We start from the raw sequence: 15,411 nt of genomic DNA, 5'->3' as shown, positions 1-15,411 counted from the left end.
AGGTCTCACCATGAACTCAATCACTGCACTTGCAACAGTTGTTACTCCGGCGCCTGCACCGAACATTCCCGATCCCACCCCCGTCGTCCCCGCAGAGGCCGGCGGACTGCTCACCGTCCTGAACTGGGCCTCCGGTATCGGCCTCGTCCTGGGTGTTCTGGGCGTGATCATCGTCGGCATCACCATGGTCATCCAGCTCCAGCGCGGCGAGGGCGGCCAGTCCTTGGCCAAGCTCGGCTGGGTCCTGCTCGGCTGCATCATCATCACCGGTGCTGCGGGCATCGTCCGTGCGTTCGTCTAAGCCAGCACCAACAACGGGAGGTTCATCTTGAGCCAGTCAACAGAGAGCACCACCGAAAGCAATCCGTTCACCAAACCCGGGTTCATCATTGCTGCCGCGCTGGTGGTCGCGCTAGTCGCAGCAGCCGTCGTGATCTTCCTGCTCCCCAAAGGACAAGAAGACGCCCAACCCGCCCCAACAGCATCCAGCAACTCCGCCACAGATAGTCCCAGTGCTTCTACTGCCTCTGCCAAGAGCGTCTGTGGGCTTCCTGCCAGCCAGGAAACAGCGCTTGGTACCGCACCCAAGTCCAAGTGGGAGCTGGATGGAACCATGGCCGTTCCCACAGACCCCTCAAAGGTCGGCCCCGGAACGGTAGGCAAGGACGGCCTGAGGTCGTGCTTTGCGCAGTCGCCTACAGGGGCCCTCTACGCGACAGCAAACATCTGGGCAGCTTCGTTCAACGGCTATGCAAAACAGGTCTATCTGGAACTTGCCGCTGACAGCCCAGCCCGGGACAAAGCGGTAAAGGCCATCAACGAGGGGAAGGACGTCGGCGGAGGAAGCTCACCGAAGGTCCAGATCGCAGGTTTCATCATTCACTCGTACTCGCCAACGGCGGCGGTTGTGGAGCTGGCGTTCAAGACCGAGGACGGCGGATACGGTGCACTTTCAACATCGCTGCTATGGGAAGCCGGCGACTGGAAACTGGACATGCCCGCTGCAGGCGGAGGAACGATTCGTCAGATCAGTGACCTGAGTTCATTCATCCCGTGGAACGGGGTCTGACATGGCATGTGAAGTCTGGGACTTGGCCTGCAAAGCCAAAGAAGGTGCCGGAGAAGTCGCGGCAGGGATAGCCGACGACACCATCAACAATCTCGCCAAGGCCATCATGGAGGGCATGAGTCAGATGGTGACGACTCTGTCTACTTTCTGGGTCTCAACCCCGACGGTGAACCTAACTAGCCAAGACGGCTCTACAGCCAGTCCGGTTGTTTCCCTGGTCAATAGTGAGTTGATGCCATGGACTTTGGCGCTTGCAGTCCTGGCCGTCATCTTGGGCGGCATCCGGCTGATTTGGGAGCAGCGGGGCGCACCTCTAAAAGACCTGCTGCGTTCACTTATCACTCTGACCCTGGTTTCAGGTCTGGGACTGGGGGTGATTTCGATCCTGGTGATCGCAGCCGACGCCTTTTCTGCCGAGATCATCAAACGCTCCACGGACGGCAAGGGCTTTGCCGAGTCGATGCAGCTGTTGACCATGGCGAACCAGACAGGTGTGGGGGTTTTCATCCTCATCGTTCTGGGTCTTATCGGCCTGCTTGCATCCCTAGTCCAGATAGTCCTCATGATCGTTCGCAGCGGCATGTTGGTGATTCTTGCGGGCATCCTGCCCACCACAGCCGCGTTCACGAACACCGAGATGGGACGGCAGTGGTTCCAAAGAACTGTGGGTTGGACCATCGCCTTTTTTCTCTACAAACCAGCAGCGGCCATCGTGTACTCAGTTGCGTTCCTGCTCATGGAAAACAGTGGGGAGAAGGACGCCTTGATCGGTTCCATCACCGGTTTCACGCTGATGGTTGTAGCGCTGTTTGCACTGCCAGCTCTGATGCGTTTCGTGACACCGATGGTCGGTGCCGTCGCCTCCGGCAGCGGGGCCGCAGCGGGAGCAGCTGTTGGTGCCATTGCCACAGGTGCAGTTTCCCTTGGCCGTGGTGGTAGCGGGAGGGGCAATGCTTCACCGACCCCTTCATCGTCGACAAGTACGTCGAACACCCAGACCGGCAGTTCACCAAAGGGCGCCGATGGAACGTCCGGCCCGCGAGGCGGAGGAGGGCAGCCCATCCCTGGCGCCACGGGGCCGGGTGGAGCGGCCGGCACAGCGGCAGCGGCCAAGGCAGGTACGGCCGGGACCGGATCCTCTGGAGCGACAGCTGGTGCCGGTGGAGGGGCAGCAGCAGCCAGTGGGGGAGCAGCGGCAGCTGGACCCGTGGGGGTGGCTGTAGCTGCAGGAGCAAAGGCGGCGTCCTCGACGTCGCAGGCAATCGAAAAGACCGCGCAGGATTCAACCGGGGAGGGCCCCAGTGGCAGCAATTAACACCGAATACAAAGAACCGTCTTACGGCAACTGGCGCGTACCGCGCTCAGCCGGGCTGGCCAACCTCGGCGCGATCGGCACCGCTATCGTGTTCGCAGGTTTGTTGGCGGGCATTATCAGCTTCGCTATTTGGGGCCTGTTCGTTGGCCTGGGCGTTCTTGCCTTTGCCGGTGTCAGCGCCTTGCTGCTGACAGTCAAGGACAAGCATGGCCAGTCCATTGTTGACCGTGCCGGCACTCGTTTGGCCTTCAAGGTCTCCCGGTCTTCGGGCACAAATCTCTACCGTTCGGGCCCGCTCGGCGTAACGCCGTGGGGCATGTACCAGCTTCCGGGCTTGGCTGCGAAGTCGACCCTGTACGAATTCACCGACTCCTACAAGCGTCCCTTCGCGATGCTGCACGTGCCCACCACGAGTCACTTCACCGTGATCTTCTCAACCGAACCCGATGGGGCCTCCTTGGTGGACCCCGAGCAGGTTGATGCGTGGGTGGCGAACTGGGGTGGCTGGCTCGCCGGGCTCTCCGATGAGGCAGGGCTGGACTCCGCAGCCGTGACCGTGGAAACGGCCCCGGACTCGGGGTACCGGCTCCGGAACGAAGTGCTGATGAACATCGACCCGGAAGCACCTGAGTTCGCCCGGGAAATGCTGAACGAGGTTGTGACCACCTACCCGGAAGGATCAGCCACGGTCCGTGCCTGGGTGTCGTTGACGTTCAAGGCCGCTATCCGTACAGGGGCAAAAAAACGGACCCCTGAAGAAGTCGCCCGTGATCTTGCCTCCCGGATTCCGGGCTTGTCGGCACGGCTGCAGTCCACCGGTGCCGGGATCGCCCGTCCGACGACAGCGCAGGAACTGTGCGAGGTCGTGCGTGTCGCTTACGATCCTCCTGCAGCGCTGATCATCGATGAAGCTCACGCGGCCGGGTCTCCGGTGTCCCTGACCTGGGGCGAGGTCGGCCCCACCGCGCACCAGTCCAACTGGGAGAACTACCGCCACGATTCGGCGTTCTCAGTCTCCTGGACCATGACCGGCGCCCCGCGTGGATCGGTGAATTCATCAGTCCTGTCGCGGTTGCTGGCCCCTCACGGGGACGTTGACCGCAAGCGCGTGTCCCTGCTCTACCGTCCGATGGATTCGGCCCGCGCCGCTGCCGTGGTCGAACAGGATCAGAACAACGCCAACGTCCGTATCACTTCCGGAAACCGGCCATCCGCCCGTGCGCTGGTGGATGCCCGGTCAGCGGCACAGACCGCGAAAGAAGAAGCCCAAGGTGCCGGCCTAGTGAACTTCGGCTTGGTCGTCACGGCCACCGTGACCGACCGGGAACGCCTTCCAGACGCGGTGGCTGCTGTGGAACAGAGTTCCGGTAGCGCCAGGTTGCTGCTGCGTCCCGCATACGGGGCGCAGGACACCGTGTTCGCCGCGTCACTGCCTCTGGGCCTGGTGCTGCCCGAGCACAGCATGGTCCCGTCTGAGATTAAGGATGCTCTGTAATGGCTCTCCCGAAACTCTTCACCCGCTCCTCGAAACACAGCACCGCACCGGCCAAGGCTGCTCCGAAGAAGGCTGAGAAGCAGCCCCGCTCTGCCGGTCCGGGTGCCCGTGGCTGGCCGCGGCGCGGCGGGGGCATGGCCCAGCTCGTCCCCTCCGTGAAACAGTACCGGGGGACCACGGTTCAGGTCTGCGGGCTGTGGCCTTTTTCCTCCGGTGCGTCCTCGCCCATGATCGGCGTGCCGCTGGGACGGCACGAAGAAACACAGGCCACGGTCTGCTGCGACCCGATCAGCTGGTTCCAGCGCGCACGCCTGATTTCCAACCCGTCTGCGTTCATCCTGGGCAAGCCCGGGCTGGGGAAGTCCACCGTCGTCCGGCGGATGTTCATCGGACTCTCCGCACAAGGGGTTCACCCGCTGATCCTTGGTGACCTCAAAGGCGAGCACGTCAAAGCCGTCAGGGCACTAGGCGGACAGGTCATCCGCCTCGGCCGTGGTGTCGGGTACCTGAACATCCTCGACCCGGGCCAGGCTGTCGAAGCCGCTCAGCTCCTGGAAGACAACGGCCACCCTGAAGACGCAGCGCGCGTCCGTGCCGACGCGCACGGCCGCCGCCTGACAATGGTGGTCTCGCTGATCACGATCAGCCGGAACAACCCGCCCACCGATCAGGAACAAACCATCCTAGACCGCGCCCTGCGGGTCCTCGATGAGCGCTTCGACGGTGTCCCGGTGTTGAAGGACCTGCTGGACGTGATTGTCTCCGCACCGGACGAGCTGCGACAGGTCGCACTGGACCGGGGCGACATGAACGTCTACCTCCAAGAAACCCGGGCGCTGGAAGCAACCCTGCTGGGATTGACCGGTGGCGGGAAACTCGGAGAAATCTTCTCCCGCCAGACCAGCCAGCCCATGAAACGCGACCGCGCCGTGGTCTTCGACGTCTCCAGCATTGACGAGACCGAAACGGACCTCCAGGCCGCCGTCCTGCTCGCGTGCTGGTCCTACGGCTTCGGCACGGTCAACGTGGCCAACGCCCTGGCCGATACCGGGCTGGAGCCGCGACGGAACTACTTTGTGGTCCTGGATGAGCTGTGGCGTGCGCTGCGCGCCGGTAAGGGCATGGTGGACCGTGTGGACGCCCTGACCCGGTTGAACCGCTCCGTCGGTGTTGGACAGATCATGATCTCCCACACCATGTCCGACCTGTTGGCGTTGCCGGCAGAGGAAGACCGGATGAAAGCCCGGGGCTTCGTCGAACGCTCCGGCATGGTTATCTGCGGGGGCCTCCCCGCTTCCGAGATGCCTTTGTTGACCTCCGGCATTCCACTTTCCCGGCAGGAGCAGCAAAAACTCATTGGCTGGCAAGACCCGCCCGCGTGGGACTCACGCGGCGTCGACGTCGAACCTCCGGGCCGGGGAAAGTTCCTGATCAAGGTCGGTGGCCGTCCCGGGATCCCCGTGCAGGTCGGGCTCACCTCCTTGGAGAAAGGCCCCGAAGGCGTCAATGACACCGACGGGAAATGGCACTCCACCCCTGAAACCCTGCTGGAATCGGCAGCCCCGGTCCTACCGATTGAAGGAGGCACCCTGTGAGCGCACCAAACCGTAAAGGAATGGGGATGGGCGACGCTGTGCTGGTCTGGTTGGCCATCGGTTTCATCGTCGTCTTCGGCGGCGGAACCTACGCCGCCTTGCACCTCGGTTCGTGGATGGCGGGCATTGCCGCTCCACCAGCCCACCCCATCGATCTGATCGCCGGCCCGGCCAAGGGCCGAGTCCCGTGGCCCACCGAAGCCACGGTGGTCGCCTGCCTCATGGCCGGCGTGGTGCTGGCCCTGACCATTGTTGTCCTGGTGGCCTGGAGGAAGGGTGCCTCCAAGCGCGCCCGGGTCGATAAGGCAGCCCGCTACCTCGGACGCGGGAAGTCACTGGCGGCGTTCTCGGAAAAAGGAGCGAAAGCGACCGCCGAGCGTTTGGGCGTTATGGATGCTCCGGGGATCGTGGTCGGCAAGGTCGTCTCCACAGGTCAGAAGTTCATCCAGTCCTGGGAAGACCTGTCCCTCGACATCTGGGGTCCCCGAACCGGTAAATCAACCTCACGGGTCATGCCCGCCGTTCTGGACGCACCCGGCGCTGTGGTCTCCACATCGAACAAGCGCGACATCGTGGACGGCACCCGTGGCGTCCGCGAGAGCACGGCCCCGGTATGGGTGTTCGATCCGCAGAAGATCGCCCAGGAAGAACCTGATTGGTGGTGGAACCCGCTCTCCTACGTCACCGACGAAGAGAAGGCCTACAAGCTCACCCAGCACTTCTCCGTTGGCTCCCGTGTGCCCGGGTCTAAGCCTGACGCTTACTTCGATCCCAAGGCCGAGGACATTCTGTCCTCGTATTTCCTCGCGGCCGCGCTCGGGGAGCTGCCCATCACACAGGTCTACATCTGGGTCACCGAACAGGTCAGCCAAGAGCCTATTGAGATCCTTCGCGAGCATGACTACGAGCTGCAGTACAAGGGCCTTGAATCCACCTTGAAGCTGGCCGATAAGCAGCGTGACGGTATCTTCGGCACGGCCGAGAAGATGATCCAATGCCTCAAGAGCCGCAACACGCTGCGGTGGGTCGCCCCCACCGGTGGAGCGACCGTATCCACGGATACCCGCCGGCAATTCAACCCCCATGCTTTCGCGGCTTCGCAGGAAACGATCTACATCCTCTCCAAAGAAGGTGCCGGCTCAGCAGCACCCCTCACCACAGCCCTGACCGTAGCCATTGCCGAGGCCATGGAGGAACGGGCAGAGCGCAGCGGCGGGCGGCTTCCCAAGCCCGGGCTCTTCGCACTCGATGAACTGGCCAACGTCGTCCGCTGGGCCGGACTGCCGGACCAGTTCAGCCACTACGGCTCCAAAGGCCTGATCGTCATGGGGATCCTGCAGTCCTGGTCCCAAGGGGTCGAGCTGTGGGGAGAAGCGAACATGCGGAAGATCTGGTCAGCCGCGAACGTAAAGGTCTACGGCGGCGGTGTCGCAGAAGAAGGCTTCCTCCGTGCACTCTCGGACCTGATCGGAGACTACAGCTACATCAACGTCTCCACGTCCTCCGGCAAGTCCGGTTCCAGCCGCTCCCGCCAAGAGAGCAAGGAACGCATCTTCGATGTCTCCAACCTCGCAGAACTGGACCGTGGCCGCGCCGTCGTCCTCGCCTCAGGCGCCCCCGCCACGCTGGTCCGGACGATGCCTTGGTACACCGGACCACACAAGGAGGCGGTGGAGGCATCCATCAAGCGATACAGCCCGCGTCCTGAAGAACCCGCTGAAGCTGTGCCAGCTGCATCGACAGTCAACCCTTGGGTTACGAAGTAGGAGCGTCCCAGATGACTAACGACATTGGCTTGTTCGCCCCAGCCCCTGGCAGCGGGGACTCAGGAGTGTCTGCGGAGAAACCAGCCGAGGAACCGAAAGCACCGGAGCTGGTGTACGGCTCAGCCGAGGAATTCCTGCACGAGCAGCTGCTCCCAACCTACGTGCGCGACGTCGACAATCGCGCCCTGAAGTGGTGCATCGAGTGGTACTTCCACCCCGAAGCGCTCTCCCGCATAGAGGCTCTATGGAGGGCATGGGAACACCTCCGGCTCGACGGCGCTACCGGCATGAGCGTCTGGTGGCGCGACCACGCAGACCACCACATGCGCGTCCTCCTGGACCCACGCGGTCCGTTCCACAAATGCGACATGCAAAAACACCGGGACCCCGAACACCTCGAACCCAAGAAAGCACCCGCGGGCTGGTTCCCCGATGTTCGGGGCATCCAGCCATGAACCCGGCCAAGGCGCCGGTCCCGCCTGCGCCCAGTCAAATGAGATAAGCCGCCCTGCCGTCGCCGGAGGCAATCACTGCCGCGCTTGAGCAGGGCACGATGCCGGAATCCAGCGACGATGACTGAACTGTTGAACTCCGAAGCTAAAACCTCAAGCCTGTGATGAACCGTCGACGGCATGAGGCAACCAGAGGCGCCGGGAACAAGACAGTCACGGGCAGCGTTGCAAACTCGTCAGACCTGAACAACAGGCAACACCGTTAGAAATGGGAATCAGCCAAGTGGCAACCGACTACGACGAAGTACGCTCCGACGTCAAAGAATCCCAGGAGCGCTCCCTCGAAGCACTGCAGTCCGCCAACGCACCCGATGCACGCAGCGTCGTCAGTGAACTCGACGAGGCCGATGCCCTCGATGAGGGTCTGACCCCCGGCGGGGAAATCGTCTCCGAAGAATTGATTGTGCAGGTAATTCCCCAAGCCGAGGACGAGTTCACCTGCTACTCGTGTTTCTTGGTTCGCCACCGGTCCCAACTGGCCCGCGAAAGCGGCGGCCACTCATACTGCATCGAGTGCGAAGGCTAAGCCAAGTCGATCAGATTTCGTCACGCCAGCTTCCCAGCGAACCATCAGGTGATTTGGGCAGAATCAATTTTTCGGTCAACCACTATTTGACCGGGGCTTCGCCAATTCTGGGTGGGATGCTGGCCAGCGAAGCGGCTACCCATATGTCAGGTTGAGGTCTTAGTCTCCTGTCCATAGCCTGTCAAAGAAGGCATTCAGGACCCTATTCTGACGAGATTCATGCCCCAAACTGACGTCAGGTTGGGGTGTAGCTCAGGCTGAAATGGAATGAAAGCTCCTTCGCCCGAGCTGAGCTCGTCTTTTCGCCGTTCTAGTTACGTCGGGTCGGAATTTGAAGGCCGAATAGTGCTCGATGCCTTTACTTACGTAGCGGTGTAACTACTTACGTGGTGGTGGTGGATCCAGCGGTTAGCAAAGATGGGAGGTCGTTAGGGTAGGGCAATCGTGTCGCCGCATCTGGGACTTGGGCGTGAGAGCATCGGGGGAATGAGCAACAGGATCGGCGCGAAATTGGTCCCGGCGACTGCACTCTTGAAAGGAAACCATCGTCCATGTCACAACTTGCACGTAGACAGCGATTCCGACTGGTGCCCATGCGCCCCCGTGATCCCAACGAAGAAGGAAGGAGCGCCAGCTCCCTAGAGCTGTTTTTCGACTTGGTCTTCGTCGTCGCGGTAAGCATTGCAAGTCTTGAACTTCATCATGCTCTCACCGAAAGCCACATCCTGGACGGACTGATAGCTTATGCCGTGGTCTTCTTTGGCATTTGGTGGTCTTGGATGAACTTCACGTGGTTCGCTACTTCCTTCGCCACAGACGACTGGCTGTACAGGCTACTAACCTTTGTTCAAATGGGCGGAGTCCTGGTATTCGCCGCAGGCATCGGCCCTGCATTCAGCGATGGTAATTACACCATTCTCGTTCTCAGCTACGTGGTCATGCGTGTGGCAATGGTGGCCCAGTGGCTCCGCGCTTCCCGGTTGGCTGGTGACAGCCGACGTGCCACCCAGCTGTATGCGGCCGGCATCGGAATCGTTCAACTGCTCTGGTTGCTCCAGTTGGCCCTTCCGGCTGTTCTTTCCGCCGCGGCGTTGATCGTATTGATCGTGGCCGAGCTTGCAGTCCCAATCATTGCGGAGCGCACTGGTGGAACGACACCATGGCACCCCCACCACATCACCGAGCGCTATGGACTATTTACCCTTATCCTTCTCGGTGAAAGTCTGCTGGCCTCTGGGAACGCCATCATCGAAGCCCTGCATGATAATGCCGCGCTAGGGCCCCTCATTTCGATTTCCGTCCTGGCTCTCGTCACCACTGCGGCCCTGTGGTGGATCTACTTCTGGCCGCCGCATCATGAATCCATCAGCTCCTTCGGAAATTCCCTCCGCTACGGATACGTGCACTACCTTGTCTTCGCAGCAGCGGGGGCTCTATCGGCTGGAGTCGAAGTGCAGATCGATGTGCTCACCGAGAACACTAAACTCAGCACGATCGCTGCGTCGTTTACGTTCACTGCACCCGTTGCAGCGTTCGTGATGGGTATCTGGTGGATCGCCCTGCGAGATAACGCTGACAGGCTGGTCAATCTTGTAGTACCGGCGGGGGCTCTGCTTATTCTTGCCGATTCACTCGGGCCGATTCCAGTGACGTTTACCGCAGCAATACTCGTTCTGATCGTTATCGTGCTTGTCCTGCGCGATCCGGTCCCCGCGAGCGACAAGTAGTAGTGACGGCTCCACAGAAGGTGGCTGGAGTGCACAGCCAAATACTGAATCCTTGGACGCGTCGGAACATGCATGGCTCGCACTAGGCTGATTGCCGTGGCCTATGCCGGCATCAATTTCTGAGGTGGGCTGCTGGTAAGTGTCTACTCGACGGCTGAGTGCATAGCCTTGAACGATGGACATTTCGCAACAGGTGAGGCAGTTCCTCATGACTCGGCGTGCCAAACTTACGCCGGAACAAGCGGGGCTTCCCCCGGGCGGCGGCAAACGCCGCGTCAATGGCTTACGTCGCGAGGAGGTTGCGGTCCTCGCAGGTGTAAGCACCGAATACTACGCCCAGATCGAGCGTGGCGACATCGCGCGCGCCTCGGAAGAGATCCTCAATGCGATCGCATCCGCACTCCAGCTTGACGATGTAGAACGTCAACATCTCTTGGATCTCTGCCGTGCCGCCAGACCTCGTCCTCGACAGCCTGCGCAGGAAGGGAAGATCCACGCGAACGTGCGGCAGTTGATGGATGCCATGCCGGGGCTGCCCGCGTCGATTCAGAATGGACGCCTTGACCTGCTGGCCACAAATTCACTTGGCCGGGCCCTGTATGCCGACGTGTACGAGCGGCACAGCGGAACGAGTCTGCCTAACCTAGCCCTTTACATGTTTCTCGATGAACACAGTCACGTCACCTTTCCGGACTGGACGATCGTCGCTGAGGACGCGGTGAGGACTCTGCAATCCGAGTTGGCCCGCGTCCCCCGTTCGAAGGCCTTCGTCGAGTTGATTGGGAGACTGTCCACGATCAGCCCTGAGTTTCGCTCCATGTGGGCTGCACATAATGTGTCAGCCCACCGTCGCGGGAAGAAGCGGATCATGCACCCTGTAGTGGGTGAGCTTGAACTGAACTACGAGGCCCTGCAGCTTCCGGGCGCCCCCGGGCTACAGATGGTGACGTTCCTGCCCGAGGTGGGCTCTCCGGCTGAAGATGCACTACGGCTGTTGGGCAGTTGGAATATGCCCTCATCCCAAGGCCCAAGGGTTTCTCTCGAGGAAGATGCAACTGTCGAGGATCCCGGCCGCCCCCGGGAATGACTGGGGTGGGCCAGTGGCATCTGCCTCAATCGGGAAAGGCTTCCTAGCCTTGAAGTATTGCCGAACTCGACGATAACGACGAGGGCAGGGCCGGTTCCTAACTCCGGTCAGAACCAACTAGCTGATTTAGAAGGAGTGCTTCGTGTCGAATGTCGAGCACGTTACGTTCAAGAACCGCGACATGTATTGGGAGATTGCGGCGGACATCTATTACCCGCCGAACTTTGATGAGTCCAAGCAGTACCCGGCCATTGTCGTAGCTCACCCGATTGGTTCATGCAAGGAGCAGACCTCGGGTGAGGTCTATTCCGCGCAGCTGGCTGAGCAGGGCTTCGTGGCCCTGGCTTTCGATGCGAGTTTCCAAGGCGAGTCCGGAGGTGAGCCGCGCTTCACCGAAGACCCGTCCCTGCGTGTGGAAGACTTCCGCCACGTCGCTGACTATCTCGTTACTCTCTCGTATGTCGACGCCGGGCGCATCGGTTTGATCGGAATATGCGGCGGGGGCGGATACGCGATCAACGCCGCTATGACTGAACGCCGGTATAAGGCAATCGCAACGATCACTGGGGCGAACTACGGCCGCGTGCTGCGCGAGACCGAGGGCTCCGCGGAAGCGGTGATCGCGAAACTCGAGGAGATTGCAGCACAGCGCACCGCCGAAGCCCAGGGCGCCGACTGGCAGGTTGACGGTGGCTTGCCGGAATCCACCGAACAGGCGAAAGAGCTCGGAATCACCGACGTTGATATCCTCGGCGCGACCGAATATTACAAGACCACTCGCGGCGCGAAGCCTAACGGCCTTAACAAGACCCTCCGCTCGCACATGGGGACCGCTTACGGTTGGGACGCTTTCCACCTGGCCGAGGAACTGCTGACCCAGCCACTCCTCGTAGTCGTGGGCGACATCCAGGGCGGTTTCGGTGCGTACCGCGACGGCTACGAGATCGTGCGCCGGGCCCGGTCGACGAAGAAGGAACTTACGGTGGTCAAGGGATGGTCGCACTATGATCTCTACGACAAGGACGAACCGGTGGCTCAGGCTATGAGCAAATTGACACCGTTCTTTACCGAGAACCTCTAAAGCGCAGCGGGTCGCCGCCCGCACTGCCGGGTCGGGTCGGGGCAAAGCTGGCATCCCGCCAAATCATCCTGAAAGGAAACTTCATGACAAAAGTCCTTGTGCTCGGTGCATCCGGGCAGATAGCTTCCTGGGCTATCAAAATGCTCGATGAGCAGGGCGCCACGCTAACCCTGTTCGCCCGCAAGAAGAGTCGCCTTGGGGTAGTGCCTCCAGGCGCAACAGTGATTGAGGGCGACACGACCGATCGCTCGGTGCTTGCCAAGGCTGTTAGAGGGCAGGACGTCGTGTATGCGAATCTCTCCGGCAACATCGACGAGCAGGCCAGGGCAATTGTCGATGTCATGAAAGCCGAAGGCGTCCAGCGGTTGGTCTTTGTAACCGCTCTGGGCATCCACAACGAGGTTCCGGGGGAGTTCGGCCGCTGGAACCGCGCCACCATAGGGGCGTCCACGCTTGACACGTATGCTGCCGCATCTGATGTCATTGAGACCTCATCATTGGCTTACACCGTGCTGCGACCAGCCTGGCTGTCTGACGCAGATGAGGTCGATTATGAGCTAACCCAGCGCGACGAGCCGTTCAAGGGTACGACGGTCTCTCGTAAGAGCGTCGCCGCGCTCGTTACTGAAATAGTCACTCGCCCTGAGAAGCACCAGCGGGAGAGCCTTGGTGTAAACAAGCCAGGGACTGAGGGCGACCGCCCCAACTGGTAAGGGCTGCTTGTCCCTTATGGTCCGGCTTCACGCAGTAACCACCCGGGAAGCCGGACCATAACCCAGATTATTTAGTTAGGCGCCTTATAATATGGTGCCAATGTATGAGATTCTAGGTACTCGTCAGCGGCTGTTATTGCGCCAAATCGACGGCAGTAGTAGAGCTGAGTTCGCCATGGGATTTTTGGCGACCTCGCGCCGGGTAGATGAAAGCTACAACGAGATGCTCGTTGGACGCGAGCTTTCTGGCGGTCGCTTCGCAGCCCTTCTCGCAGTAAGTGAGACGCCAGGCATCACCCCGGCACACTTGGCCAGGGAGTTGGACGTAAAACGGTCCACGGTCACTGGTTTGATCGGTGGACTCGTCAAGCGGGGCCTAGTCGTTCGCGGCAGCGACGAAGCCGATCGACGCGTGTAGACACTGGCAATCACACCGAGGAATTAACTATGCACAGACAACAGCTGAGCGACAGCGTCACATCGTACCTTCCGCAGAGGAGCATGGCGGGTAGAGTGCCCCTGGGAAGTCGTATCGGGCGCTAAATCCCTTGCACAGTCGTTTGTACCCTCATCCAGATGACATGCGCAACATTTCTAGATCTAGCGAGGTCAGTCTTCCTCCCTCGACCATTGGAGCGATGGATAAGGCAAGAAGCGGCGCCACTCGGCTGACCTCGACCTTAGTTAGGTAGTGGTATCACTGTCACATCTTTTTAATAGAACGAGCTTGCCCGTGGATATGTTGTTCCTTGGGCACGGAGAATATGAGTTTTGGTCATGAATCAAACTTGGTGCGACGTGCATCTGAATCAGTTGGGCGACTTCTTGAAAGCTCGCCGCAAGGAAATTCAGCCGCACGACGTAGACATACCAAATGCAACTACGTGCGACAGCTGTTTATAGACCCGGCGGTCCGATCCCTCTACCCCCGACTGGGAGGCAACCGGTCGACTGTGCGTAGCGCAGTTACACAGGGAAGCTGCGCGCAATCCGAAGGATCCACGCTTGGCAGAGTTGGTGGATGAACTTGCCCATATGGACGAGGACTTCCAGCGCTGGTGGAAGGAGCATTTAGTGGCTGTACGGAACAGCGGAGTCAAGCGCTTTCGACACCCGCGTGTAGGCGACCTGGTGCTGGAGTGGGATACATTGACTTGCGCGACGGACCCAAATCAACAGCTAGTCACTTGGAGCGCCCCCACGGGAACGGAATTCCACAACCGATTTCTATTGCTTGTCAGCCCTCCTCCAACGGCCGAACTGTAGGTATTGGGACAAACGGCCTGAAATACAAGCCGATGGGGCCAAAAAGCGGGTAGGTGCACTCCATTTCGAAGACTCCCCATTTTGTGCTCGCCGGTCTGCAACCGCGCACAAACCATGGGACTAAAGGCGCTTGCTATAGAACGGTATAAGTGCGTCGAGGGCAGGCTGAACAGCTTCCGGTTTGTCGTACAGGTCGTAATGAGAAACGTCAGGAATGATGACGACTTCCTTGTCCTTTGAGGCTGCCATGTCGAACAGTGTGTGTGCATCCCTGTAGGCGCCGAATTCGCCAGGTTTGTTGCCAACAACCAGCAGCAAGGGTTGGGTCAACAACTTGTCTGCTAAGTGAACTGCATCGAACCCAACGGTGGGAGCCATTGAGGAGAAGGACCAGAGATTTGTTCCGTGAGGGTGGGCACCACGGGGCGTTTTGTAGTACTCAGTCGCCTCGGCAACATCTATATGGAGTGGTGGGACGAGGCCCATTTCCTTGGCCTTCTCGACCGATGGCGGGATAGAACTATCAAGTCGCTGTTCTGCTCCTCGTGCCTCCGCCGTGCGCTGTTCTCCGATGGCCTCCAACGTCTTGATTGCCGCGTCCGGAGACTTGTCTCCCTCTCTCAGAAGACGCCCTAGGTTGACACCAGTCACGGTTGCCACGGCTTTAAAACGCCTTTCGGTCATTGCGGCCGCCCAGGTGTAGCCACCACCCGCACACATGCCAAACACGCCGATGCGGTTCTCGTCTACGCAGTCAAGAGTTACGAGGTAGTCGACCGCGCACCGGAAGTCCTCGACACGCCAGCCGGCATCCTCGAGTTGCCGGGGTTCACCGGCACTACCGGCCTGAAATGAAGCGTCAAAGGCAAGCACGACGAAACCAGCCTCTGCTAGGGCCTTGCCGTAGACAGAACCAGAGGTTTGCTCCTTGCAACTTCCCACGGGGTGCGCGCTAACGATGGTGGGGTACTTCTGAGCTGCGTCAAAGTTGGGCGGGAAGTGAATGTCTGCAGCAACATCTACGTGCTTATTCCTGAACGTAATGGTTTCCATTGGTAGCGCTTCTTTCTGGGCTGACGGGCCACTGTCGGCCGGAGGCCGTGTGACATTGACTGGACTTGCCGGCAGCACGACAGGTATTTCGCCGCGACGGCAGGGCCCACAATTGAGACAGCTACATCCACCATAGCTCCGGGTGGTTAGCGTTAGGCAGGGACTACCTTGTCCTGGGATACGAAGCAACGACTCACGCTTCCTGA

Annotated in this window: 14 protein-coding genes and 1 pseudogene; 14 read left to right on the top strand and 1 reads right to left on the bottom strand. The window is 60.4% G+C overall.

Annotated elements, in window-relative coordinates; genetic code table 11:
- Positions 1 to 10 precede the first annotated feature (10 nt).
- The 14 genes and pseudogenes from PJL15_RS15250 to PJL15_RS22740 all read left to right on the top strand — a co-directional run.
- Complete coding sequence (locus tag PJL15_RS15250) at positions 11 to 301, top strand: hypothetical protein (RefSeq protein ID WP_281451993.1); 291 nt, start codon at positions 11 to 13, stop codon at positions 299 to 301.
- 27 nt (positions 302 to 328) lie between these two features.
- Complete coding sequence (locus PJL15_RS15245; protein ID WP_281451992.1) at positions 329 to 1,069, top strand: hypothetical protein; 741 nt, start codon at positions 329 to 331, stop codon at positions 1,067 to 1,069.
- A gap of 1 nt (position 1,070) precedes the next feature.
- A complete protein-coding gene (locus PJL15_RS15240; RefSeq protein ID WP_281451991.1) occupies positions 1,071 to 2,384 on the top strand; it encodes a hypothetical protein in 1,314 nt (437 codons plus the stop codon).
- Positions 2,371 to 3,879, top strand: a complete 1,509-nt coding sequence (locus PJL15_RS15235; protein WP_281451990.1) for an SCO6880 family protein — start codon at positions 2,371 to 2,373, stop codon at positions 3,877 to 3,879. The genes PJL15_RS15240 and PJL15_RS15235 overlap by 14 nt, the downstream gene beginning before the upstream one ends.
- Positions 3,879 to 5,474: a helicase HerA domain-containing protein gene (locus PJL15_RS15230; protein ID WP_281451989.1), complete on the top strand. Its 1,596-nt coding sequence runs from the start codon at positions 3,879 to 3,881 to the stop codon at positions 5,472 to 5,474. Before PJL15_RS15235 ends, PJL15_RS15230 begins: the two co-directional genes overlap by 1 nt.
- Positions 5,471 to 7,240 (top strand): type IV secretory system conjugative DNA transfer family protein, encoded by a 1,770-nt coding sequence (locus PJL15_RS15225; RefSeq protein ID WP_281451988.1) that lies wholly within the window; start codon positions 5,471 to 5,473, stop codon positions 7,238 to 7,240. The genes PJL15_RS15230 and PJL15_RS15225 overlap by 4 nt, the downstream gene beginning before the upstream one ends.
- A gap of 11 nt (positions 7,241 to 7,251) precedes the next feature.
- Positions 7,252 to 7,695, top strand: a complete 444-nt coding sequence (locus PJL15_RS15220; RefSeq protein WP_281451987.1) for a DUF4913 domain-containing protein — start codon at positions 7,252 to 7,254, stop codon at positions 7,693 to 7,695.
- A gap of 280 nt (positions 7,696 to 7,975) precedes the next feature.
- The gene (locus PJL15_RS15215) at positions 7,976 to 8,278 is read left to right on the top strand and encodes a DUF4193 domain-containing protein (protein WP_281452034.1); all 303 of its coding nucleotides are present in this window, start codon (positions 7,976 to 7,978) and stop codon (positions 8,276 to 8,278) included.
- 551 nt (positions 8,279 to 8,829) lie between these two features.
- Positions 8,830 to 10,005: a low temperature requirement protein A gene (locus tag PJL15_RS15210; protein WP_281451986.1), complete on the top strand. Its 1,176-nt coding sequence runs from the start codon at positions 8,830 to 8,832 to the stop codon at positions 10,003 to 10,005.
- Between the two features lie 175 nt (positions 10,006 to 10,180).
- Positions 10,181 to 11,092, top strand: a complete 912-nt coding sequence (locus PJL15_RS15205; protein ID WP_281451985.1) for a helix-turn-helix transcriptional regulator — start codon at positions 10,181 to 10,183, stop codon at positions 11,090 to 11,092.
- A 142-nt stretch (positions 11,093 to 11,234) separates the two neighbouring features.
- Positions 11,235 to 12,173, top strand: a complete 939-nt coding sequence (locus PJL15_RS15200; RefSeq protein ID WP_281451984.1) for an alpha/beta hydrolase — start codon at positions 11,235 to 11,237, stop codon at positions 12,171 to 12,173.
- Between the two features lie 83 nt (positions 12,174 to 12,256).
- Positions 12,257 to 12,886 carry an SDR family oxidoreductase gene (locus PJL15_RS15195; RefSeq protein ID WP_281451983.1) on the top strand — a complete coding sequence of 210 codons (630 nt, stop codon included), beginning with the start codon at positions 12,257 to 12,259 and terminating at the stop codon, positions 12,884 to 12,886.
- A gap of 175 nt (positions 12,887 to 13,061) precedes the next feature.
- Positions 13,062 to 13,304, top strand: coding sequence for a MarR family winged helix-turn-helix transcriptional regulator (locus PJL15_RS15190; protein WP_281451982.1), 243 nt, complete (start codon positions 13,062 to 13,064; stop codon positions 13,302 to 13,304).
- Positions 13,305 to 13,813: 509 nt separating this feature from the next.
- Positions 13,814 to 14,152, top strand: a pseudogene (locus PJL15_RS22740) (transcriptional regulator); the annotation flags it as partial.
- A gap of 120 nt (positions 14,153 to 14,272) precedes the next feature.
- Here the strand turns inward: PJL15_RS22740 and PJL15_RS15185 are convergent.
- Positions 14,273 to 15,205 carry an alpha/beta hydrolase gene (locus tag PJL15_RS15185; protein ID WP_281451981.1) on the bottom strand — a complete coding sequence of 311 codons (933 nt, stop codon included), beginning with the start codon at positions 15,203 to 15,205 and terminating at the stop codon, positions 14,273 to 14,275.
- Positions 15,206 to 15,411: the final 206 nt, after the last annotated feature.

The sequence above is a fragment of the Paenarthrobacter nitroguajacolicus genome (genome assembly GCF_029952445.1).
In the GTDB taxonomy this organism is placed as follows: domain Bacteria; phylum Actinomycetota; class Actinomycetes; order Actinomycetales; family Micrococcaceae; genus Arthrobacter; species Arthrobacter nitroguajacolicus_B.
The sequence above is the reverse complement of the archived record's forward strand: the minus strand, read 5'-3'. Positions and strand labels throughout refer to the sequence as shown.

What these genes read in the sequence shown, in the direction of transcription:
- PJL15_RS15250 (WP_281451993.1), top strand. Translation starts at nt 11, where the DNA reads ATGAACTCAATCACTGCACTTGCAACAGTTGTTACTCCGGCGCCTGCA.
- PJL15_RS15240 (WP_281451991.1), top strand. Translation starts at nt 1,071, where the DNA reads ATGGCATGTGAAGTCTGGGACTTGGCCTGCAAAGCCAAAGAAGGTGCC.
- PJL15_RS15230 (WP_281451989.1), top strand. Translation starts at nt 3,879, where the DNA reads ATGGCTCTCCCGAAACTCTTCACCCGCTCCTCGAAACACAGCACCGCA.
- PJL15_RS15220 (WP_281451987.1), top strand. Translation starts at nt 7,252, where the DNA reads ATGACTAACGACATTGGCTTGTTCGCCCCAGCCCCTGGCAGCGGGGAC.
- PJL15_RS15210 (WP_281451986.1), top strand. Translation starts at nt 8,830, where the DNA reads ATGTCACAACTTGCACGTAGACAGCGATTCCGACTGGTGCCCATGCGC.
- PJL15_RS15205 (WP_281451985.1), top strand. Translation starts at nt 10,181, where the DNA reads ATGGACATTTCGCAACAGGTGAGGCAGTTCCTCATGACTCGGCGTGCC.
- PJL15_RS15195 (WP_281451983.1), top strand. Translation starts at nt 12,257, where the DNA reads ATGACAAAAGTCCTTGTGCTCGGTGCATCCGGGCAGATAGCTTCCTGG.
- PJL15_RS15190 (WP_281451982.1), top strand. Translation starts at nt 13,062, where the DNA reads ATGGGATTTTTGGCGACCTCGCGCCGGGTAGATGAAAGCTACAACGAG.
- PJL15_RS15185 (WP_281451981.1), bottom strand. Translation starts at nt 15,205, where the DNA reads ATGGAAACCATTACGTTCAGGAATAAGCACGTAGATGTTGCTGCAGAC.